Here is a 20,847-nt window from a genome sequence, read left to right as displayed (position 1 = left end):
CCGGAAGATCGGGCAGGGACAGTTGCCCTGCCTCGAGAGCTAAGGGGCGGCGGCGCGCCGCCCCTCGATCGCTATTTTGCGAGTTTCGCCAGCGCTGCGACCAGCCCTTGCGTCGAGGAATCATGGCCTGCCGCGCTCTCCTTGCCCTCGACAACAGGCAGCAGGCCCGTCGCCAGTTCCTTGCCGAGCTCGACGCCCCACTGGTCGAAGGAGTTGATGCGGAAGAGCACGCCCTCGACGAAGACGCGATGTTCGTAAAGCGCGATCAGCCGGCCGAGCGCGTAAGGGGTCAGCTTGTCGTAGACGAAGGTGATCGACGGCCGGTTGCCCTGGAAGACGCGGTGCGGAGCGATGAAATCGGCCTTCTTGTCGTCCATGCCCTTGTCGGTCAGCTGCTTCTTGGCTTCCGCGAAGGTGCGGCCCTTCATCAACGCTTCCGACTGGGCGAGAACGTTGGAGATCAGCAGCTGGTGTTGGTGGCGGAGCTCCGGCTCGAAGGCATTGGCGGCGATCATGAACTCGGCCGGGATGATGCTCGTGCCTTGATGGATGAGCTGATAGAAGGCGTGCTGGCCGTTGGTGCCCGGTTCGCCCCAGACGACCGGGCCGGAATTGCCCTCGACCGGCGTGCCGTCGACGGTGACGCCCTTGCCGTTCGATTCCATGTCGAGCTGCTGCAGATAGGCCGGGAAGCGCGACAGGCGCTGGTCGTAGGGCAGAATGGCGCGGGTGGGATAACCCAACACATTGCGGTGGTAGAAGCCGATCAGGCCGAGCAGCATCGGCAGATTTTCGGCAATCGGCGCCTGACGGAAATGATTGTCGACGGCATGGGCGCCGTCGAGGAACTTGCCGAAATTTTCAGGGCCGATCGCGATCATCAGCGGCAGGCCGATTGCCGACCAGATCGAGTAGCGGCCGCCGACCCAGTCCCAGAAGCCGAAGACGCGGGCGCTGTCGATGCCGAAGGCGGCAACCTTGTCGAGCGCCGTCGAGACGGCGGCGAAGTGATGCTGGACGGCGGCTTCGCCGAGCGACTTGGCGATGAAATTGCGCGCCGTCTGCGCATTGGTCATCGTCTCGACGGTGGTGAAGGTCTTCGAGGCGACGATGAACAGCGTCGTTTCCGGCTGAACCAGCTTCAGGATATCGGCAATATGGGCGCCGTCGATATTGGATACGAAGTGGGCGCGCGGGCCGTCATGGAAGGGGGCAAGCGCCAGCGTCGCCATGACGGGGCCGAGATCCGAACCGCCGATGCCGATATTGACGACGTCGGTGATCGCCTTGCCGGTCGCGCCCTTCAGTGCGCCGGAGCGGATCTCGTCGGCGAACTTGCCCATGGCGGCGAGCACCGCGTTGACATCGGGCATGACGTCCTTGCCGTCGACCAGGACCGGCGTGTTCGAACGGTTGCGCAAGGCCGTGTGCAGGACGGCGCGCTCCTCGGTGAAGTTGATCGCCTTGCCGGAGAACATCTCATCGCGCTTCTTCTCGACACCGCCTTCTTCGGCGAGCTTGACCAGCAGCTTCAGGATCTCGTCATTCACCGCCGTCTTTGAAAAATCCATCAGCAGATCGTCGAGTGCGACGGAGAAGCGGGAAAAGCGCTGCGCGTCGGCGGCGAAGGCGGCCCGGAGATCGGTCGCCTTGGTGGTGGCGGCCGTGCTTTTCAGCTGTTCGACGATGGCGTTCATGGGGAGGCTCCTTTGGAGGCGGAAAGGTTGCGGAAACTATTCGCTTTATCGCCCGCAAATCAAGTTCAGCCATCGCTCCCGAAACAAAAAAGCCACCCGCGGCAAGCGGATGGCGTTAAATTTCATGAGCTTGTCAAATTCAGTCGCGCAGATCCTTGCGCAGGATCTTGCCGACCGGCGACTTCGGCAGCTCGGTGCGGAATTCGATGAAGCGCGGGCGCTTGTAATTGGTGAGATTGGCGGTGCAATGGGCCTTCACCTCCGCCTCCGTCAGGTTCGGATCCTTCCTGACGACGAAGAGTTTGACCGCTTCGCCCGAATGCCCGTCCGGCACGCCGATCGCGGCGGCTTCGAGGATGCCGGCATGCATGGCGGCAACCTCCTCGATCTCGTTCGGATAGACGTTGAAGCCGGAAACGAGGATCATGTCCTTCTTGCGATCGACGATCTTGGTATAGCCGCGTTCGTCCATGAACCCCATGTCGCCGGAGCGGAAATAGCCGTCGGCCGTCATCACCCGCGCCGTTTCCTCCGGCTTCTGCCAATAGCCGGCCATCACCTGCGGCCCGCGGATGCAGATCTCGCCGATTTCGCCGAGCGGCAGCGGAAGGCCCTCCTCGTCGCGGATGTCGAGATCGGTGGAGGGCAGCGGCAGGCCGATCGAGCCGGTAAACTCGATCGAATCGAAGCGGTTGGCGGTGGCGACAGGCGAGGTCTCGGAAAGGCCGTAACCCTCGGTAATTGCCGTGCCGGTCATCTTCAGCCAGCGTTCGGCGACCGGGCGCTGGACGGCCATGCCGCCGCCGAGCGACATGATCAGCGAGGAGAAGTCGAGCTTGGCGAAATCGGCATTGTTCAGCAGTGCGTTGAACAGCGTGTTGAGGCCCGGGAAGATATGGATATCAGACTTTTCGAACTCCTTGACGAGGCCGGAAATGTCGCGCGGATTGGCGATCAGGATGTTGTGGGCGCCGAGCGACATGCCCATCAGCGAATTCACCGTCAGCGCGAAGATGTGATATAGCGGCAGGGCGCAAAGGAAATTCAGCACTTCGGGCTGTTTCTTGCGCTCGAAGGCCGAGCGCAGCCAGAGCGATAGCTGCAGCTTGTTGGCGAGCAGGTTCTGATGCGTCAGCACCGCGCCCTTGGCAATGCCTGTCGTGCCGCCGGTATATTGCAGGAAGGCGACGTCGCCGCCGGTAAGCGCCACCGGCTGAAGGCTCTTTTTCGCGCCTTCGCGCAGCACCTGGCTGAAGCTCTTGTGCTGCGGGATCGACCAGGAGGGAACGAGCTTCTTCACCTTGCGCACGACGAAATTGACGATCAGCCCTTTTGGGCCAAGCATCTCCCCAAGCGAGGTGACGACGACGTGGCGCAGATCGGTCTTGTTCAGGACCTGCTCGACCGTGCGGGCGAAATTCTCCAGGACGAAGATCGCCTTGGCCCCGGAATCGCGCAGCTGGTGTTCGAGTTCACGCGGCGTATAGAGCGGGTTGACGTTGACGACGACGAAGCCGGCTCTGAGGATGGCGTAGGTCGCGACCGGGTTCTGCAAGACGTTCGGCATCATCACGGCGACGCGGTCGCCCTTGTCGAGGCCGATGCTCTGCAGCCAGGCGGCGACCTTGCGCGTCTGGTCGTCCAGCTCGCGGTAGCTCATCGCCTTGCCCATGCTGGAAAAAACCGTGCGATCGGCGTAACGGGCGCAGGATTTTTCCAAGAGTTCGGCAAGCGAGGCATGTTCCAGCGGCGGGAGTTCGGCCGGAACCATATCGGGATAGGTGGCAAGCCAGGGCTTGTCGGCTTTTGCTCCGTTCGGATGGACGGAAATGCTGGTCATCGTGTCTCTCTCTCCCTTGCGGCCGCCGCGCCGGTGCGCCGCTGTCGGCTGGCCCGCAATTGACCGGAAGCATCCTCCATCTTCCTGTCCGGCAGCTTATGCCATCGCCTGAACGGTTCAAGTTGAATGACGCTACACTAACTTTGACGTAAACATCAACATTTGCGGATGGCTCGATCGGGAACTTTGAGTCGGTCGTGACGTTGATTCTGCATACTCACCATGAGGAAACACCAAAGGAGGTGCACAATGTTGAACGAGGAAACCGACGCCACCCGCCGCGACCCGAATGTGAAGGATACGCCATCACTGATCGCCAGCGACCGCGTCGAAGGCACCCGCGTCTATGGCCCGGACGGCAGGCATATCGGCTCGATCGAACGCCTGATCATCGGCAAGCTCGATGGCCGCGTTGCCTATGCCGTGCTGAGCTTCGGCGGCTTCCTGGGCATCGGTGACGATCACTATCCGCTCCCCTGGGAAAAGCTGAACTACGACACCCAGCTGGACGGCTATCGCATCGACCTGACCAAGGAGCAGATCGAAGGCGCCCCGAGCTATTCGGACGATGACGACACCTGGTACAACGATAATGGCCGCCGGGTCTATGACTACTATGGCGTGCCGCCTTACTGGATGTAATCCCGTCCGATAGGCCGAACTGGAAGGGCCCCGTGCGACGCGGGGCCTTTTGGTGTGTGCTGGACATATCTTACAGGGTGGCGAGGAACCGGAAGGTCGCGGCATCCCTCTTCTCCCCGAGGGGAGGAGAGGGAGGAGGCTGCGGCCGCCTCAATCACCAACGCGCGACAAGATCATTGGCCGAACGTAGCCGCAATCATGTTATTTCCTGGCTAGAGAAACCGCCCGTGGCGCTGCAGCACTTCGATCTTGTAGCCGTCGGGATCGCTGACGAAAAAGAACAGGCCGAAGAGCCTGCCGTCGCGATTGAGCTCGACCAGCTCGCCCGGTTTCAGCCCGAGTTTCAGCATGCGTTCGCGTTCCACCGCAACCTCGTCGACCGAGACGGCGAGATGGCCATAGGCATTGCCAAGAGCGTAGGGTTCGGTCCGACCCTTGTTGACCGTCAGCTCCAGTTCGAAGCCGGTCTCGGCATTGCTCAGATAAATCAGCGTGAAGGTTTCGAAATCGACGCGATCGGCGACCGAAAGGCCAAAAGCCTTGCGATAGAAGTCGACCGAACGCGCCTCGTCGAGAACGCGGATCATGGAGTGGATCATCTTCGCCAATTCTGCCTCCCATTCTTTCGGTCACGCCTGTGGTAGCGGTCCCCTTACGCCGCGCGCAAGCCGATTCTTCGCGTGATCGCCGCTTCGACGAGACCCATGGCGTCATAAATCAGCACCGCCATCAGGCCGACGATCAGCCCGCCCTGCAGGATGAAGGCGGTATTGTCCGAGATCAGCCCGGCGATGATCACCTCGCCGAGACCCTTTGCCGCCACCGTCGAGCCGATCGTCGCTGTGCCGATATTGATCACGGTCGCAACCTTCAGCCCCTCGAGAATCAGCGGCAGGGCAAGCGGCAACTCGACGCGCAACAGCCGCTGCGTGGCGCTCATGCCCATACCGTCGGCGGCATCGAGCACCTGCGGCGACACCTGCTTGAGACCGGCGACGGTGTTTTCGAAGATCGGCAAGAGGCCATAAAGAAACAGCGCGATCAGCGTTGGCATGGCGCCGAAGCCGGTGGCGGGAACGGCCAGCGCCAGCACAGCGACCGGCGGAAAGGTCTGCCCGGCATTGGCGATGGCGCGCGACAGCGGCAGAAAGTCGGCCCCGCTGTCGCGGGTGACGAAGATGCCGCCGAGAACGGCGAGCACGGCGCTGCAGGCGATCGATCCGATGACCAGCTGCAGATGCCCGAGCGCAAGCGAGACAAGGCTGTTCTGCGTATAGACGGCGGGCGCATTGTTGCTGGTCAGCGGCGTCAGCAGGAAGGAAAGCCACTCCGTCCTGAACAGCAAGATCAGCAGGAGGGCGAGCGCCGCCAGGCGGAAGAGATTGGCGACGACGAGTTTCATGCCTTGCGGCCCAGTTGGAGCAGCCGGCTCATCGAGATCGATCCGACAGCGGCCTTGTCGCCATCCTGCACCGCCGCTTCATCGACCCCCTGCCAGATCATTTCGGCGAGCGCGTCGCGGAGGCTCAACGACTGCGGCAGGGCATAGGCAAGCCCGCCTTTGGTCGGCTCCATGCTCTCCTTCAGCGGCAGCAGCGACATCAGCTTTAGTGCCCGGTCGGAGGTGCCGGTCAGTTGCTGGACGAAGGGATCGGCCGGATCGGTGAGGATCTTTTCGGGCGTCGAGCATTGCAGCAAGCGGCCCTGGCTCATCACCGCGATCTGATTGCCGAGATGGAAGGCCTCGTCCATGTCGTGGGTGACGAGGATGATGGTGGTGCCGAACTGCTTCTGGATCGCCAGGAGGTCGTCCTGCGCCTTGCCGCGGATGACCGGATCGAGGGCGCCGAAGGGTTCGTCCATCAACAGCAGCTCCGGTTCGGCCGCCAGCGCCCGGGCGACCCCGACGCGCTGCTGCTGGCCGCCGGACAGCTGGTGCGGATATTTGTCGGCGAAAGTCGCCGGATCGAGGTTGAATAGCCCAAGCAGTTCCTCGACGCGCGCTGCGATTCGCGTCGAATCCCATTCGAGCAGCTGCGGCACGGTGGCGATATTCTGCGCCACGGTGCGGTGCGGAAACAGGCCGTGCCCCTGGATGGCATAGCCGATCCGGCGGCGAAGTTCGGTCACCTCGACGTCCATGACATTCTGGCCGCCGACGAAGATCTCGCCTTCGGTGATAGGCACCAGCCGGTTGATCATCCGCATCAGCGTCGATTTGCCGGAGCCGGAGGTGCCGACGACGACGGTGATCGAACCCTTCTCGACCTCTATCGAGACATTGTCGACGACGGTGGCGGCGCCATAGCGCTTGGTGACGTTGCGGACCTCGATCATGCTCATGCGGCAGGCCCCCGGATGCTGTCGATGACCGCATCGAGGATGACGGCCGATGAGAAAGCGAAGAAGACGGTCGGCACGGCGCCGAGCAGGACGAGATCCATGGCGGTCTGGCCGAGCCCCTGGAAGATGAAGATGCCGAAGCCGCCGCCGCCGATCAAAGCGGCGATCGTCACCATGCCGATCGCCTGCACCAGCACGATGCGGATGCCGGTGAGGATCACCGGAAAGGCAAGCGGCATGTCGATACCAACAAGGATCTGCCGGCGCGTCAGCCCCATGCCGGCTGCGGCGTCCCGCACCGAGGGATCGACGCCCTGCAGGCCGGCGACGGTGTTGGCGACGATCGGCAGCAGCGAATAGAGCACTAGCGCGATCAGCGCCGGCGCCGTGCCGATGCCGCGAATGCCGGCAGCAGCGGCCAGCGGCACATGCGTGGCGAGATAGCCGAGCGGCAGCATCAGCAGGCCGAAAAGCGCAAGGCTTGGGATCGTCTGGATGAGGCTCAAGCCCTGCAGCACGATGGCGCGCAGCCGTGGCACCCAGAAGCAGAGGATCCCGAGCGGCAGGCCGAGAATGATGGCGATGGCAAGCGAGCCGAGCGCCAGCAGCAGATGCGAGATTGCTTCCGTCTCGAATTGCGGCGCCCGCGTCGAATATTCCTTCATGATCGACAGGCTGTCGAGCAGGCCGGAGGCGAGCGAGATGAAGAGCAGCGCCGTATAGGCCGCAAGTGCCGCGACCCGCATCCACGGCGCCAGTCTTATCTTGACCAGCGCATCGGAGATGACGAGCCCGATCACCGCGAACAGCACCCAGAAGCCGCCGCCCGGCGTCATGCGCGCCACGGTGCTGCCGGGCGGCGTCGCCGCGCTCGAGACGAGACCGATCGCAACGACCAGCGTGGCAAGGCAGAGTGTCGCTATGACAAGCCGCGCCAAGGCGTTGCGGATAAACAGCGTGGCGAAGGCCGTGAGAATGAGGAGGGCGGTCAGGATGAAGACGGAAGGCTGGGGAAAGAGCTGGGCCAGCAGCATCGGCTTGCCGGCGGCGATGCGGTTCGCCTTGACGTAGATGAAGGGCATCAGTGCTGTGGCCACAATGCCGCCGGCCACCAGAACCACGCCGAGCCGGTCCAGCCTGCGGACCGCTGAGGTTTCGTCCATCGATCCAACCTTATGGGGAAAGGACGCTCCGCCCGCAGCGGGCGGAGCGGGCGTGATTACTTCAGGAAGCCTTTTTCCTTGAGATAGGCCTCGGCGACGGACTTTGCCGGTTCGCCGTCGACCTGGATCTTGGCGTTGAGCTTGCGCAACTCGTCGGCGCTGAGGCTCTTGAAGATCGGCGACAGGATTTCCTCGATCTTCGGATTGGCCTTCAGCACCGCTTCGCGGATGATCGGGGTAGGCGCATAGACCTGCTGCACGCCCTTGTCGTCCTCGAGAACGGTGAGTTCCGCGGCTTCGATCGCGCCGTCGGTGCCGTAGACCATGGCTGTGTTGACACCGTTCGTCTGGTCGGCCGCCGCCTTGATCGTCGCCGCGGTGTCGCCGCCGGAGAGAACGACCATTTGATCGGGCTTCAGCTGGAAGCCGTAGGTCGTCTGGAAGGCGGGAAGCGCGCCGGCCGAGTTGACGAATTCGGCAGACGCCGCAAGCTTGACGGCGCCGCCGCCGGCAACCCACTTGCCGAAATCGGACATGGTCTTCAGCTTGTTCGGGCTGGCGACGTCGTTGCGCACGGCAAGCGCCCAGGTGTTGTTGGCGGGCGACGGCGTCAACCAGACGATCTTGTTGGCGTCGTAGTCAAGCTTCTTCGCCAGCTCATATCCCTGGTCGTTGTTCTTCCAGGCAGCATCGTCGGCCTTGTTGAAGAAGAAGCCGGCATTGCCGGTATATTCGGGATAGATATCAATTTCGCCTGCGGTGATCGCCTTGCGCACCACGGGTGTGGCGCCGAGCGCGATACGGTCCTGCGTCTTGATGCCGTTTGCTTCCAGCGCCAGTGCGATGACATTGCCGAGCAGCGTGCCTTCCGTGTCGATTTTCGACGAGACCACGACGTCTGCGGCCTGAACCGCACCCGCCGCGAAGGCGGAGAGTGAGACGGCAAGTGCGAGTTTCTTCAGCATGAATATCCCCTGTTTTAACACCGTTGACGTGGCGCAAGCCCCCGGCGGAGGCGTATGCGCAGGAAATCCGCCGGCGAAGGCGACAAGGCCGCCATCATGCCGGAATTGCGTGCGTCATGGAAATAGCGTGCACGTTCGAAAAATCGATGCAAGCCCCTCCAGTATTTGCGCTCACGCCCGAGATTATGGCGGCGAACGCGGCTCGGCGCGCGGAAAGGCATTCCCTTTTCCAGGGTCGGCGCGATTTGTTTTTGTTCCCTTGCGTGTTTCCGCGATGGTTCCGGTGCTCTTCTGCGGATAACCGCCGCCCGGATTTTTATGACCGCCACGATAGCCCGGCTCTGTCGAGGCAGGGATATCTTTTTTCGCGAACACATCATATCGTCCGGTTTTTAAAGCGCTTTCCGGAGCCAGCCTTTGCATCTCGGGGCCCTGTTCATAATCCGCCATGTCCTGACCTCGGCGTCGGTCCGCGAGACCGCGCGCCGTTTCCAGTTGTCGCCCTCCACCGTGTCTGCGGCCATCCGCAATGCCGAAACCCAGCTGGCGATGAAGCTGACGGAACGCGCCTCCGGCGAGCTGGTGACGCTGATCGCCGGCGGCGGCGTGCTCGAAGGCCTGGAGCCAATCACGGTCGCGATCGGCGAACTCTGCAGATTCGCCGGCCAAGTCGGCGCCGGCGGGATCGATGAGGCCTGGGCCGCCCGCATTCCCGTCAAGATCGTCGCGATCGAGCGGTTCCTCGAGGTCGCCGACCAGGGCAGCATCAACCGCGCGGCCCGCCGCCTGCATCTCGGTCAGCCGCAGCTTTCGCTCCAGCTTGCCAATCTTGAGAAATTCCTCGGCTACCGGCTGTTCGAGCGGCAGGCGCAGGGCTCTGTCCTGACGGAGGAGGGCAGGCGCGCCTACCAGATCTTCATGGCGATTAGCCAAGCCTGGAATGATTTGAAATCGGCAGCCGACGAGCGCTACCGGCGCAGCGCCCGGTCGCTGCGCATCGGCTCGATCATCCCGACCGGATCGGAAAGCTGGGTGGCGCGCTGCCTCGGCCTGCTGGTCTCCGAATGGAACGCGCGCCGCAGCAACAATGCGATTTCGCTGGTCTCGATGACCGCCGACGATCTGCGCGAGGCACTGAAGAGCGGCCGCATCGATGTGGCAATCCTGGATTCGGTCTTCGGCCTGGAAAGCTTCCGGCATCGCGAACTCCTGCAGACCGACATGGTGGTGATCGCGCCGCCGCACAGTACGCAAACCTCGGTCACCGATCTCGTGGCCGCCCATGCGATCTGCATGCCGAGCCCGCGCACCGGCCTCGGCCACGCGGCCATGGCTTTCAGCGACGAGCGCGCAGCCAACCGGCGTTTCCGCAGCCGCGATATCACTGCGGCGGATTCGCTGCCTGTGATCGTCGATCTCGTCGCCAATCACGGCTACGTTTCTTTCCTCGGCCGCGTCAGCGCCATGCCGATTGCCAACAAGGTACGCATCGTCGATCTCGACGAGCATGTGCCGATGTCCTATCACGTCGCCTTCAACCACCGCAAAGCCGCCGCCGATGCCTGCGCCGTCATCATCGCGGCGGCGGCGAGAATAACGTCGGAGGCCGTCGCGAAAATCGACGGAGTCAGGGAGAGCGCCGCATGACGATCCTGCTGGAGGTCTGTGTCGACAGCGCCGAGGGCCTTGCCGCCGCGGTCGAAGGCGGCGCCGGCCGCATAGAGCTCTGCTCGGCGGTCGAACTCGGCGGCCTGACGCCGCTGCCGAGCCTGATGCGGATCGCCGCCCGGGCGCCGATTCCGGTCTATGCGATGATCCGCCCGCATGCCGGCCCCTTCATCTTCGGCCGCACCGACGAGGAAGCGATGCTGCTCGATATCGACGCCGTGCGCGCCGCCGGCCTCGCCGGCGTCGTCATCGGGGCCAACCGGCCGGACGGTACGCTCGACATGCCGTTGATCCACCGCCTGAAGGCGCATGCATCAGGCTTGGGATCGACGCTGCATCGCGCATTCGACCTAGTGCCGGATGCCGATCAGGCGCTGGAGCAGGCGATCGAGCTTGGCTGCGAGCGTATCCTCACCTCCGGCCGTGCGCTGAAGGCCGCGGACGGCCTCGAAACGCTGAAACGCCTCTCCGCCAAGGCGGCCGGCCGCATATCCATCATGCCCGGCAGCGGCATCCGCCCGGCCAATGTCGGCGCCATATTGCAGGCGACCGGCGCCCGCGAGGTGCATGGCTCCTGCAGCTCGCCGGTGGAAAACGCCGATCCACGTGCGGTTGCTTTCGGTTTCGAGGCGAAGAGCAGCAATAGGACGGATGTCGCGGTTGTTAGGGAGATGTGCAGGGCGATCGCGGCTGCGGGTTAGCGGTTTTGGTTCCAGACGGAAAGCGTTTTGCGCTTTGAAACGCCAATGCAGTGCTTGCCGCATGGGTCCTCGGATCAAGCCCGAGGACGACGGAGTGTGGGGGAACGCGTGCGGCAAGGACCGCAAATGCATGTGGTTTCATTGGAATTGCCGTCTTTGTTTGAGCGATCCGCACGCAAAACCGCCCCGCATTTTGCTGGAATTCTCCCAACGGTCCGCCTCTTGCCGCATAGATTTCCCCACTCTCCGTCATACTCGGGCTTGACCCGAGTATCCACGCGCAGCACTCCGCCTGACTTGCTCGGCTGGGTGGCCTGGCCATTTCACCAGAAACGCAGTGCGTACGGCATGGGTCCTCGGGTCAAGCCCGAGGACGACGGAGTGTGGGGGAACGCGTGCGGCAAGGAGCGCAAGGGCGTGGTGATGGGAGTTGCCGTCTTTATTTACGCGATTTCCACGCAAAACGCCCCGCATTTTGCTGGAATTCCTCCGAACGTCCCGCCTCCTGCCGCATGGGCTTCACCACCCTCCATCATACTCGGGCTTGACCCGAGTATCCACGGCGAGCACTCCACGCGCATGTAGGCGTTGTCTCCTAACCCTCAACCCTGATCACCGCCTTGATCAGCCCGCTCTTCTCATGCGCCCAGCGGGCGAGATCGCGCGGCGCATCGGCAAGCGTCGTGCGATGGGTGATCAGTTTATCGACCGGCACCAGTCCCTTGGCGATAGAATCTGCCACATGCTCGAAGTCGGCGCGGGTGGCGTTGCGGCTGCCGATCAGCATCATCTCGCGTTTGTGGAATTCCGGGTCGGCGAAGCGGATATCGTCCTTGACGACGCTGACGAGAACCAGCGCGCCGCCATGGGCGACGAAGGAGAAGGCCTTTTCCATCGACGGACCGTAGCCTGTGGCGTCGAAGACCACATCGAAACCGTCGCCATCGGTTTTTTCTCGCACAATATCCGCGGTTCCTTCGTTGGCCACAATGCCTGATGTGAAGCCGAAGCGCTCGGCCGCCATTTGCAGCCGCTCGGTGCTGGTATCGAGCAGGGTCACTTCATGGCCGGCGATGCGCGAGAAGATCGCCGCCCCGAGGCCGATCGGCCCGGCGCCGATGACGAGCGCGCGCGCACCGGCGCCGGCCAGCGAGCGGCGCACCGCATGGGCGCCGATCGCCAGAAATTCCGTCGTCGCCGCCGCTTCGAGGCTGAGGCCCGTGGCGGGATAGAGATTGCCTTCGGGTACCGAGATCTCCTCGCAGAAGGCGCCGTCAGTATGGACGCCGAGCACCTTGATGTTGGTGCAGCAGTTCGGCTTTCCCTGGCGGCAGGCGACACATTGGCCGCAGGAGAGATAGGGGTTGACGATAACAGGTGTGCCGGCTGCAAGCGTTACGCCCTCACCGGCCTCGATGACCGTCGCCGAGATCTCGTGCCCCATCACCCGGGGATATTCGAGGAAAGGGTGCTTGCCCTCGAAGATATGATAATCCGTGCCGCAGATGCCGACATGACTGACGGCAAGGCGCACCCAGCCGGGCGCCGGTGCGGCGGGAGATGGCCGCTCGACGAGTTCGAGCACGCCGGGCTCGCGGCAAACAACTGCTTTCATGACAGGTCTCGCATTCCTGGAAATTGAAGAAACCGGCCTGTTCGACCGGCTTCTCTGTGTTTCTCAATTGCTCTTGCGGCGGCGCAGCTGGTCGAAGAACACGATCACGATGATCAGCAGACCGGTGATGATGCGCTGCCAGAAGGAATTGACGTTCAGAAGGTTGGCGCCGTTGTTGATGGTGGCGAGAATGAAGGCGCCGATCAGCGGGCCATGTACCGAGCCGACCGCGCCGAACAGGCTGGTGCCGCCGATGACGGAGGAGGCGATCGCCTGCAGTTCCCAGCCGTCGGCCTGTGTCGCATTGCCGATGGCGATGCGCGAGGCGAGCAGCACGCCGACGAAGGCGGCAAAGCCGGCCGAGAGGATATAGGCGAGATAGATCATGCCCTTGACGTTGACGCCGGAAAGGCGCGCAGCTTCGGCGTTTGAGCCGACGGCGAAGAGATAACGCCCCCAGCGGCTCAGATGCAGGAAGACGAAGGAGGGCACCGCCACCAGGATGACCATCCAGAACAGGCTGGGTATGCCGAGGAAATCGGCGCGGGCGAAGTTGCTGAAGCTCTCGTCGGTGATGCTGATCGTCGAACCGTTGGTGATCAGCAGGCCGATGCCGCGGAGCGAGGTCAGCGTTGCCAGCGTGATGATGAAGGGTGGCAGGCCCATATGGACGATGCCGAAACCGTGAAAGGCGCCGATTGCCACACCGATGGCGAGCGTCAGTACGATTGCTCCCCAGAGCGGCACGCCTGCCTGCAGGAGCCAGGCGATGATGACGGTGCAGAAGCCGACGATGGCGCCGACCGACAGGTCGATGCCGGCGGTAATGATGACGAAGGTCTGGCCGAGCGCCAGGATCGCCGTCATTGCCCCCTGACGCAGCAGGTTGGAGATATTGAGCGGCGTCCAGAAGCTGGCGGTGACGAAGCCGAGCACGATCCAGAGGAAGATCAGCAGGCCGATCAGGGTGAGGCCGAACAGGATGTTCATTTTCCGGCGCGGCGGCGGCGCGACGATTTCGGTGGGGGTGGCAGTCATGAATTTTCTCCCTCTTCTTCTTCTGGCTCAGACGCCGATCGCTTCGCTGAGCACTTGTTCATGCGTCGCCGCATGGAAATCATGGCTCGCGACGAGCCTGCCGCCGCGGAACACATGCAGCCGGTCGGCCAGTTCGTAGACCTCCGGCAGGTAGGAGGAGATCAGGATGATGCCCGCCCCCTCCTTCAGGAGCTTGGCGAACAGCCGATAGATCTCAGCCTTGGTGCCGACGTCGACGCCGACGGTCGGTTCGTCGAAGATGAACAGCCGAGCACCATGGCTCAGCCACTTGCCGATGACGATCTTCTGCTGATTGCCGCCCGACATGCTGGAGGCCGGAACCCGCCGGCTTGGCGTCTTGATGCTGAGATCGCGGATCTGCCTGTCGGCATTGGCCGATTCGCGCGCATGACTGATCACCGGCCCTTGGCTGAGGCGCCCGAAGACCGGCAGGTTGATGTTGAGGCCGATCGGCAGGTTGAGGCAAAGCCCCTGGTCGCGGCGGCTTTCCGGCGCCAGCGCAATGCCGAGTTCCATCGCCGTGCGTTCACTGCGGATATCGACCCGTTTGCCCATCCATTCGATTTCACCTGACCTGATCGGCTGGCGCCCGTAGAGGCCGAGCGCGAATTCGCTGCGTCCGGCGCCGATCAGCCCGTAGAGTCCGACAATCTGTCCGGCTTTGACGCTGAGCGACACGTCCTCGAAGCCGGGACCGGAAAGACCCTTGACCTCGACGATCGTCTCGCCGATCGCAATCTCTTCCTTGTGATAGATCTGCTCGATCGAGCGGTTGATCATCAAGGCGATCAGTTCGGCATCGTTGGTCTCGCCGATCAGCCGCGTGCCGACATGGGTGCCGTCGCGCAGCACCGAGACGCGGTCGGCCAGTTCGAAGACTTCCTCCATGCGGTGACTGATATAGACGATGGTGACGCCTTCACCCTGCAGCCGGCGGATCAGCTTGAAGAGCTGCGCCGATTCCTGGCGGGTCAGATAGGCCGTGGGTTCGTCGAAGATCAGAAACTGCGTGCCGCGCATCGCCGCGCGCGCCGTCGCCACCAGTTGCTGCTGGCCGATCGTCAGCGAGCTTAAAGGCGCGCCGGCCGGCAGGCCGAAACCGAGATCGTCGAGGACGGCCTGCGCCATCTTCTCCATCTGCTTCTTGCGCATCAGGCCATAGCGGTTGACTTCGTCGCCGAGGAAGAGATTGGCGGCGACCGTCAGGTGCGGGCAGAGCACGACTTCCTGATGGACGGCGTTGATGCCGCGGGCGATCGCCTCATTCGGCGTCGACAGCCCGACCGGATGGCCGCACCACAGCACCTCGCCGGCCGTGCGGGTGATGACGCCGGTAAGCAATTTGATGAGGGTGGATTTGCCGGCGCCGTTTTCGCCGACAATGGCGTGGATCTCTCCGGCCAGAAAGGTCAGCGTCGCCGGTTTCAGCGCCTGCACGTGACCGTAATTCTTCTGCAGGCCTTTCAGTTCGAGGATTGGCGATCCGGTGGGGATACGATTGGCTTCTTTCAGCGTGGCGCTGTCATCATGGCGATGACTGACCTCTTCCAGTCCGATCATGGACCTCTCCTCCTCTTGTCGCGTCTGCTCCATCCTTGCTGAACCATAGCATGGATGGAAAAGGCCGCGCCGGTTTTTGAGCCGGCGCGGCCTGTTCTGTCGGATTACTTGATCTTCGGGTTCAGGAGCGCGTCGATCTTAGGATCGCTCATGTTCGCCTTGGTCACGAGGTTGGCGCCGGTGTCGACATTCTCAGGAACCTTCTCGCCCTTGGAGACGGCAAGCGCGGTCTTGATGCCGTCATAGCCCATGCGATAGGGGTCCTGAACGACGAGGCCGGCGATTGCGCCGTCCTTGAGGAAGCCAACCGTCTTGTCGTCGCTGTCGAAGCCGATGACCTTGATCTTGTCGCCGAGCTTGTTTTCGGCGATCGCCTGGCCAACGCCCTGCGCCAGGATGAGGTTCGAGGCGAAGACGCCGACGAGGTTCGGATTAGCCGTGATCAGGTCGGTCATCATGTTGAGGCCGGTCGTCGCCTGGCCGTCACCATACTTGTCGGCGATGACTTTCAGGCCGGGATGCTTGGTCTTGATCTGATCCAGGAAGCCTTCGCGGCGCTGCTCCAGCGAGCCGACGCCGGGAAGATTGGTGAGGATGACGATCTCGCCTTCTTCCTTGCCCGTCATCTCCTTAATGGCGGCGGCAAGACCGTCGGCGGCGATGCGGCCGCCCTGGACGTTGTCGGTCGTCAGGAACGACTTGAATGCCTTGGAGTCGGCACCCGAGTCGATGCCGATGATCGGAACCGACTTGGCGGCTTCATCGATCGGCTTGCCGAGCGCCTTGAATTCCGTCGGCGAGATGACGATGGCGGCCGGCTTGCCGGCAACGGCGTTCTCCAAAATGCTGATCTGGCCGTTGATGTCGGATTCTGCCTGGGCGCCGAGTTCCGGCACGTTGACACCGAGATCCTTGCCGGCCTTGCGGGCGCCGGCCAGAACGATCTGCCAGTAGAAGGACGTCGTGTCCTTGACGATGATCGGGATCGTCACATCGGCAGCGAAGGACGTGACCGGCATCGCCGTGGCGATGACGGCGGCGCCTGCCAGCGCGGTGAAGGCACGGCGGGACAGAAGGGATTTCACGATGCTCATAAGGGTTCTCCTCTCAGGATGCGTTCTCCTCCAAAGAAACCAGACCGCTGAACGCAGGCGGACGATTTTTATCGATAAAAAACATTTGCAGGCAGAAGCTAGCCGAGGCGCAATCAAATTGCAAGGGCGTCTGTTGCGCTTTTTTGCATTGGAAGGCTCCTCTCAAGTTACTGATTTCATTCCAATACCACGATAGCCTAATATAGCTATCGGCCGAACTCAACCTCATGGGGATGTACGACGCCCTTCTTCAAAATCAGGTTGCCGTACAGCCGGAATTCCGTCGTCGCGACGATATAAGCGGCCTTGCGGGCCATTCCGTAGAAGGCGAAGCGCTCCACCGGCACAATGCGGAAATCGCCGGCGCGCTTCGAGACGATCTGCTGGAACTCGGCGCAGACTTCCGGCACGGCCTGCGGGTCGCCGACCACCTCCATCCGCCATGCCGTATCCGGCACGAAGGTGTCGAGCGGCATATGGGTCAGGATCGCCTCGGCCATGTCAGTGGCGCTGACGCCGTCGGCGCGAATGACCGGTGGGCCCATCGAACCGGAGGGAAAATTGGCGTCCGATATGACGATGTCGTCGCCATGCCCCATCGTCTTCAGCGCATGGAGCAGGTCGGGCCCGAGCAGCGGATGAATACCTCTCAGCATAGTGTCTCCTCAGACCCGGACCGCTTCGGCGCCGAGCGGCGGCGCGGTGAGCGTATAGGGCTCGAATTCGGCAAAGATGCCCTCGGCAAGCGGCGGCTCGACGATTTCCATGTTGCGCGTCAGGCTCGACGGCTTGGCGGTGCCGATCAGCACCGAGGCGACGATCGGGTCGCGCAGCGGAAACTGCATGGCGGCCGCCGCGAGCGGCACGCCGTGGCGCTTGGCGATCGCCTCCATGGCGCCGACCTTGGCAAGCACGTCCGCATCGGCCGGCATATAGTCGAAATGCGAGCCCGGCACCGGACCGGTGGCGAGAATGCCGGAGTTGAAGACGCCGCCGACCACGAGCGAGGTGCCCTTCTGCCGGCAGAGCGGCAGGAGTTCCTTCACTGCGGAGCGGTCGAGCAGCGTGTAGCGGCCGGCAAGCAGGATGCAGTCGAGATCGGCATGGTTCATGACGTCGAGGCAGACCGGCACTTCGTTGACGCCGAGGCCGAAGGCGGAGATGGCACCGGAAGATTTCAGTTCTTCCAGCGCCTTCACGCCGGAATCGAGCAGCTGCTTCTGGTAGACGGCGTTCTTCGCCGCGCCATGCGTATAGACGCCGATATCGTGCACATAGAGAATGTCGATGCGATTGAGGCCGAGGCGGGCATAGCTGAACTCGACCGAGCGCATGATGCCGTCATAGGAATAGTCGTAATCGGCATCGAAAGACAGCGGGTCGACGTAGCTATAATCCGGCACCGTTCCCGTCGGCACCGGCCGCAGCAGCCGGCCGACCTTGGTGGAGAGCACGTAGGACCGATCCGGCTGATCGCGCAGGAAATCGCCGACGCGCCGTTCCGCAAGGCCGAGCCCGTACCAAGGGGCGACATCGAAATAGCGGATGCCGCTGTCCCAGGCTGCCTGCAGGGTTTCCATCGCCTGCTCGCGCGGGCAGGCCCGGTAAAGACCGCCCAAGGGCGCCGCCCCGTAGCTGATTTCGGTCACTTCGAGCTTGGTCCTGCCGATCCGTCTCGTCTTCATCACGCCTCCTCGCCAAGCTTTCGGGATTTTCTATTTCAGATCAGAGCGTTGCGCCGAGATGCCAGGGCACAAATTCATTGTCGCCGTAGCCGAAGAGCTCGCTCTTTGTCCTTTTGCCGGAGGCCGTCTCGATGATCAGGTCGAAGATCTCACGGCCCTTGCCGCTGATCGTCGCATCGCCGGTGGCGATCGTGCCGCAATCGATGTCCATGTCCTCTTCCATCGCCGCATAGAGCGCCGAATTGCTGGAGAGCTTCAGCGACGGCGCCGGCCGGCAGCCGAAGCAGCTGCCGCGGCCGGTGGTGAAGGCGATCATATTCGCCCCACCGGCAACCTGGCCGGTTGCCGAGACAGGGTCATAGCCTGGTGTATCCATGAAGACGAGGCCGGGGGCGGTGACCCGCTCGGCATAACCATAGACCGCCGTCAGCGGCGAGCGCCCGCCCTTGGCGACGGCGCCGAGCGATTTTTCCAGGATGGTGGTCAACCCGCCGCGCTTGTTGCCGGGTGAGGGATTGTTGTCGAGCGAGGCGCCGTGCAGCGCCACATACTCCTCCCACCAAGCGATTTTCTCATCGAGCTTCCTCGCCACGTCGTCGCTGACGGCGCGGCTGCGCAGCAGATGTTCCGCACCATAGATTTCCGAGGTTTCCGACAGGATCGCCGTGCCGCCGGCCGCAGCCAGCAGATCGGCCGCCACACCGAGCGCCGGATTGGCGGTGATGCCGGAAAACCCGTCCGAGCCGCCGCATTGCAGGCCGATGATGATCTCGCCGATCAAGATCGGCACGCGTTTTTCCCTGCCGACATCGGCGGCGATTTCGCGCAGCATGCCCATGGCGCGCTCGACCGCGCGGCGCGAGCCGCCGGCGTCCTGGATGTTGAAATGCCGCTTCGAGGCGCCGGCGCCGCTCTGTCCGTACAGCGTCAGCTGGTTGACCTCGCAGCCGAGGCCGATCATCAGCACGCCGCCGAAATTCACATGCCTGGTATAGCCGGCGAGTGTCCGATGCAGCACATTCATGCCGTCGCCGGTCGAGCTCATGCCGCAGCCCTGGTCGTGCACGATCGGCACGAAACCGTCGATGCCGTCGTAGTGCGGCAAGATCGTCCGGTTCGCCTCGTCGGCGATCGCCCGGCAGACCGTGGTGGAACAGTTCACACTGGCGATGATGCCGATATAGTTGCGGGTCGCTGCCCGGCCGTCGGCGCGGCGATAGCCCATGAAGGTGCGCGCCTTGTCCTCGGCGGTTGCTGCTTCCGGCGCCGAATTGGCGGTCGCGGCCAGCCGGTCGTTCTCGAAATGCAGATTATGGCTGTGCACATGATCACCGGCCTTGACCTCGGCGGTGGTGCGGCCGATCGCCTGCCCGTATTTCACCACGGGAGACCCGAGCGGAATATCGGCGATCGCCACCTTGTGGCCGGGATCGATTTTCTGAGAGGCCACGATGCCGGCAACCGTCGAACCCGGCGCGATGGCGGCCGTCGCGACCGCGACATTGTCGCCGGCCGACAGGATGATCCAAGGCTGTTTGTCCAAACTCATCTCTCCAGAAGCATCCTGCGGTTTTCGAATGCATATGCGCATTGATTTTGTTTTTTATCTACAATAAACATTTTGAAGTCAACGGGAATATTGATCCTGTGGACGAGGAAGGCAATGCGCCGCAGGCGCGCGGAAATACGCTAATGGTTCGTTTGAACACGCTCCGGTCTGACTCTCATCCGCTTTTGGCGGAATGACGTTTTGGCACGCGGGCGGAAAGCGGGGGCTGATGGCACGGCAGAACACGGTCTTCAAAGAAGCCTATAACAGGTATGCCGCGGCCCTGCGCACGGATACAGCGCTGCCCTCGGAGCCGGAGATTGCCGCCCAGCTCGGCGTCAGCCGCTCCACGGCGCGTGCCATCCTGACGCGTCTGAGCGAGGAAGGCATCATCCGCTGGAACAAGCGCCAAAAGATCGTGCTCCGCCAGCCGACAGACGGCGACCTTTTTCCTTCCGAAGAAACGGATTCCCTGCACGACATCATCGAGCGCAGCTTCATGCAGCGCATCCTTTCCGACGATGCCGCGCCCGGCATGCAGATCAACGAATTGGAGCTTGCCCGCGAGATCGGCACCGGCACCACGAGCGTGCGCGAATTCCTGATCCGCTTCTCCCGCTTCGGCCTGATCGAGAAGCGGCCGAACAGCCATTGGACGCTGAAGGGCTTCACCCGCGAATTCGCACTCGAACTCGCCGATGTCCGCGAGATGTTCGAGCTGCATTCGGCCGCCGAGTTCGGCCGGCTTCCTCGCGACAACCAGGCCTGGACCGACCTCGCCGCCATCCGCGACGAACACCACGCCATGCTCGCCGACATCAACCACCGCTTCAAGGATTTCTCCGTCCTTGACGAGCGCTTCCACCTGTTGATCCACCGCGCCTCGAAAAACCGCTTCATCGCCGATTTCTACGATGCGATCGCCATCATCTTCCATTATCACTACCAGTGGAACAAGACCGCCGCCCGCGAACGCAACGAGCGCGCCATCCACGAACATCTGGATTATATCGCCGCGCTCGAATCCGGCGACCAGGCGGCAATCGAGAAAGCATGCCGCGTCCACCTGCGCTCCGCCCGGCAGACCCTGCTGCAATCCCTGCCGCAGAATGCGACGGAGAGCGCGTGAGAGGGTAAGAGAAGGGTGACAAAAGTCGTGCCGCGCAACCCCTCATCCGACCCTTCGGGCCACCAACGGGGGTCGAGCCACAGGTCTCGACCCGTCGGACCCCCCTGGGGAGAAGAGGAAGCAAGGCGCGCCGAACT

Annotated in this window: 19 protein-coding genes; 4 read left to right on the top strand and 15 right to left on the bottom strand. The window is 62.9% G+C overall.

All coding sequences use genetic code 11. From position 1 onward, the window contains the following. Positions 1 to 71: 71 nt before the first annotated feature. A complete protein-coding gene (gene pgi / locus PYR71_RS02780; RefSeq protein WP_106797071.1) occupies positions 72 to 1,697 on the bottom strand; it encodes a glucose-6-phosphate isomerase in 1,626 nt (541 codons plus the stop codon). A 139-nt stretch (positions 1,698 to 1,836) separates the two neighbouring features. Continuing rightward, positions 1,837 to 3,537: a long-chain fatty acid--CoA ligase gene (locus PYR71_RS02775; protein ID WP_275618130.1), complete on the bottom strand. Its 1,701-nt coding sequence runs from the start codon at positions 3,535 to 3,537 to the stop codon at positions 1,837 to 1,839. A gap of 249 nt (positions 3,538 to 3,786) precedes the next feature. Here PYR71_RS02775 and PYR71_RS02770 point away from each other — a divergent pair, with 249 nt between their 5' ends. Continuing rightward, positions 3,787 to 4,179: a PRC-barrel domain-containing protein gene (locus PYR71_RS02770; protein ID WP_096762952.1), complete on the top strand. Its 393-nt coding sequence runs from the start codon at positions 3,787 to 3,789 to the stop codon at positions 4,177 to 4,179. 212 nt (positions 4,180 to 4,391) lie between these two features. On the opposite strand, the gene PYR71_RS02765 is transcribed toward PYR71_RS02770, so the two are convergent. The 6 genes from PYR71_RS02765 to PYR71_RS02740 form a co-directional block, all read right to left on the bottom strand. Then, entirely contained in the window at positions 4,392 to 4,787 is a 396-nt protein-coding gene (locus tag PYR71_RS02765; protein ID WP_275618129.1) for a VOC family protein, read from the bottom strand. A 44-nt stretch (positions 4,788 to 4,831) separates the two neighbouring features. Then, on the bottom strand, positions 4,832 to 5,581 hold the full coding sequence (locus PYR71_RS02760) for an ABC transporter permease (protein WP_183914293.1): 750 nt from the start codon (positions 5,579 to 5,581) through the stop codon (positions 4,832 to 4,834). Further along, a complete protein-coding gene (locus PYR71_RS02755) occupies positions 5,578 to 6,522 on the bottom strand; it encodes an ABC transporter ATP-binding protein (protein ID WP_183914295.1) in 945 nt (314 codons plus the stop codon). The genes PYR71_RS02760 and PYR71_RS02755 overlap by 4 nt, the downstream gene beginning before the upstream one ends. Continuing rightward, a complete protein-coding gene (locus PYR71_RS02750) occupies positions 6,519 to 7,685 on the bottom strand; it encodes an ABC transporter permease (RefSeq protein ID WP_275618128.1) in 1,167 nt (388 codons plus the stop codon). The genes PYR71_RS02755 and PYR71_RS02750 overlap by 4 nt, the downstream gene beginning before the upstream one ends. 56 nt (positions 7,686 to 7,741) lie before the next feature. After that, positions 7,742 to 8,650, bottom strand: coding sequence for a glycine betaine ABC transporter substrate-binding protein OsmF (gene osmF, locus PYR71_RS02745; RefSeq protein ID WP_275618127.1), 909 nt, complete (start codon positions 8,648 to 8,650; stop codon positions 7,742 to 7,744). Between the two features lie 183 nt (positions 8,651 to 8,833). Further along, positions 8,834 to 9,100 (bottom strand): acetyltransferase, encoded by a 267-nt coding sequence (locus PYR71_RS02740; protein WP_275618126.1) that lies wholly within the window; start codon positions 9,098 to 9,100, stop codon positions 8,834 to 8,836. On the opposite strand from PYR71_RS02740, the gene PYR71_RS02735 reads away from it, so the two are divergent. Then, on the top strand, positions 9,068 to 10,297 hold the full coding sequence (locus PYR71_RS02735) for a LysR family transcriptional regulator (protein WP_275618125.1): 1,230 nt from the start codon (positions 9,068 to 9,070) through the stop codon (positions 10,295 to 10,297). The genes PYR71_RS02740 and PYR71_RS02735 overlap by 33 nt on opposite strands. Next, positions 10,294 to 11,019, top strand: coding sequence for a copper homeostasis protein CutC (locus PYR71_RS02730; RefSeq protein WP_275618124.1), 726 nt, complete (start codon positions 10,294 to 10,296; stop codon positions 11,017 to 11,019). Before PYR71_RS02735 ends, PYR71_RS02730 begins: the two co-directional genes overlap by 4 nt. Before the next feature lie 595 nt (positions 11,020 to 11,614). On the opposite strand, the gene PYR71_RS02725 is transcribed toward PYR71_RS02730, so the two are convergent. From PYR71_RS02725 to PYR71_RS02695, 7 genes are all read right to left on the bottom strand, one after another. After that, positions 11,615 to 12,634, bottom strand: coding sequence for a zinc-binding alcohol dehydrogenase family protein (locus PYR71_RS02725; RefSeq protein WP_275618123.1), 1,020 nt, complete (start codon positions 12,632 to 12,634; stop codon positions 11,615 to 11,617). A gap of 63 nt (positions 12,635 to 12,697) precedes the next feature. Beyond that, the gene (locus PYR71_RS02720) at positions 12,698 to 13,672 is read right to left on the bottom strand and encodes an ABC transporter permease (RefSeq protein ID WP_011423867.1); all 975 of its coding nucleotides are present in this window, start codon (positions 13,670 to 13,672) and stop codon (positions 12,698 to 12,700) included. A 27-nt stretch (positions 13,673 to 13,699) separates the two neighbouring features. Beyond that, complete coding sequence (locus PYR71_RS02715) at positions 13,700 to 15,253, bottom strand: sugar ABC transporter ATP-binding protein (RefSeq protein ID WP_106797083.1); 1,554 nt, start codon at positions 15,251 to 15,253, stop codon at positions 13,700 to 13,702. 104 nt (positions 15,254 to 15,357) lie between these two features. Next, entirely contained in the window at positions 15,358 to 16,347 is a 990-nt protein-coding gene (locus PYR71_RS02710) for an ABC transporter substrate-binding protein (RefSeq protein WP_183914307.1), read from the bottom strand. Between the two features lie 206 nt (positions 16,348 to 16,553). Beyond that, positions 16,554 to 17,003: an RbsD/FucU family protein gene (locus tag PYR71_RS02705; RefSeq protein WP_275618122.1), complete on the bottom strand. Its 450-nt coding sequence runs from the start codon at positions 17,001 to 17,003 to the stop codon at positions 16,554 to 16,556. Positions 17,004 to 17,012: 9 nt separating this feature from the next. Next, a complete protein-coding gene (locus PYR71_RS02700) occupies positions 17,013 to 18,032 on the bottom strand; it encodes an aldo/keto reductase (protein ID WP_275618121.1) in 1,020 nt (339 codons plus the stop codon). Between the two features lie 40 nt (positions 18,033 to 18,072). Further along, positions 18,073 to 19,575, bottom strand: coding sequence for a UxaA family hydrolase (locus PYR71_RS02695; RefSeq protein ID WP_183914313.1), 1,503 nt, complete (start codon positions 19,573 to 19,575; stop codon positions 18,073 to 18,075). A 235-nt stretch (positions 19,576 to 19,810) separates the two neighbouring features. Here PYR71_RS02695 and PYR71_RS02690 point away from each other — a divergent pair, with 235 nt between their 5' ends. Next, the gene (locus PYR71_RS02690; RefSeq protein WP_183914315.1) at positions 19,811 to 20,710 is read left to right on the top strand and encodes a GntR family transcriptional regulator; all 900 of its coding nucleotides are present in this window, start codon (positions 19,811 to 19,813) and stop codon (positions 20,708 to 20,710) included. The last annotated feature ends 137 nt before the right edge of the window (positions 20,711 to 20,847 follow it).

The sequence above is a fragment of the Rhizobium mulingense genome (genome assembly GCF_029194105.1).
Classification (GTDB): Bacteria; Pseudomonadota; Alphaproteobacteria; order Rhizobiales; family Rhizobiaceae; genus Rhizobium; species Rhizobium mulingense.
This window is presented reverse-complemented; position numbering and strand designations above follow the sequence as displayed.

What these genes read in the sequence shown, in the direction of transcription:
- PYR71_RS02740 (WP_275618126.1), bottom strand. Translation starts at nt 9,100, where the DNA reads ATGGCGGATTATGAACAGGGCCCCGAGATGCAAAGGCTGGCTCCGGAA.
- PYR71_RS02750 (WP_275618128.1), bottom strand. Translation starts at nt 7,685, where the DNA reads ATGGACGAAACCTCAGCGGTCCGCAGGCTGGACCGGCTCGGCGTGGTT.
- PYR71_RS02725 (WP_275618123.1), bottom strand. Translation starts at nt 12,634, where the DNA reads ATGAAAGCAGTTGTTTGCCGCGAGCCCGGCGTGCTCGAACTCGTCGAG.
- PYR71_RS02705 (WP_275618122.1), bottom strand. Translation starts at nt 17,003, where the DNA reads ATGCTGAGAGGTATTCATCCGCTGCTCGGGCCCGACCTGCTCCATGCG.
- pgi (WP_106797071.1), bottom strand. Translation starts at nt 1,697, where the DNA reads ATGAACGCCATCGTCGAACAGCTGAAAAGCACGGCCGCCACCACCAAG.
- PYR71_RS02775 (WP_275618130.1), bottom strand. Translation starts at nt 3,537, where the DNA reads ATGACCAGCATTTCCGTCCATCCGAACGGAGCAAAAGCCGACAAGCCC.
- PYR71_RS02710 (WP_183914307.1), bottom strand. Translation starts at nt 16,347, where the DNA reads ATGAGCATCGTGAAATCCCTTCTGTCCCGCCGTGCCTTCACCGCGCTG.
- PYR71_RS02730 (WP_275618124.1), top strand. Translation starts at nt 10,294, where the DNA reads ATGACGATCCTGCTGGAGGTCTGTGTCGACAGCGCCGAGGGCCTTGCC.
- PYR71_RS02715 (WP_106797083.1), bottom strand. Translation starts at nt 15,253, where the DNA reads ATGATCGGACTGGAAGAGGTCAGTCATCGCCATGATGACAGCGCCACG.
- osmF (WP_275618127.1), bottom strand. Translation starts at nt 8,650, where the DNA reads ATGCTGAAGAAACTCGCACTTGCCGTCTCACTCTCCGCCTTCGCGGCG.
- PYR71_RS02755 (WP_183914295.1), bottom strand. Translation starts at nt 6,522, where the DNA reads ATGAGCATGATCGAGGTCCGCAACGTCACCAAGCGCTATGGCGCCGCC.
- PYR71_RS02690 (WP_183914315.1), top strand. Translation starts at nt 19,811, where the DNA reads ATGGCACGGCAGAACACGGTCTTCAAAGAAGCCTATAACAGGTATGCC.
- PYR71_RS02760 (WP_183914293.1), bottom strand. Translation starts at nt 5,581, where the DNA reads ATGAAACTCGTCGTCGCCAATCTCTTCCGCCTGGCGGCGCTCGCCCTC.
- PYR71_RS02770 (WP_096762952.1), top strand. Translation starts at nt 3,787, where the DNA reads ATGTTGAACGAGGAAACCGACGCCACCCGCCGCGACCCGAATGTGAAG.
- PYR71_RS02700 (WP_275618121.1), bottom strand. Translation starts at nt 18,032, where the DNA reads ATGAAGACGAGACGGATCGGCAGGACCAAGCTCGAAGTGACCGAAATC.
- PYR71_RS02720 (WP_011423867.1), bottom strand. Translation starts at nt 13,672, where the DNA reads ATGACTGCCACCCCCACCGAAATCGTCGCGCCGCCGCCGCGCCGGAAA.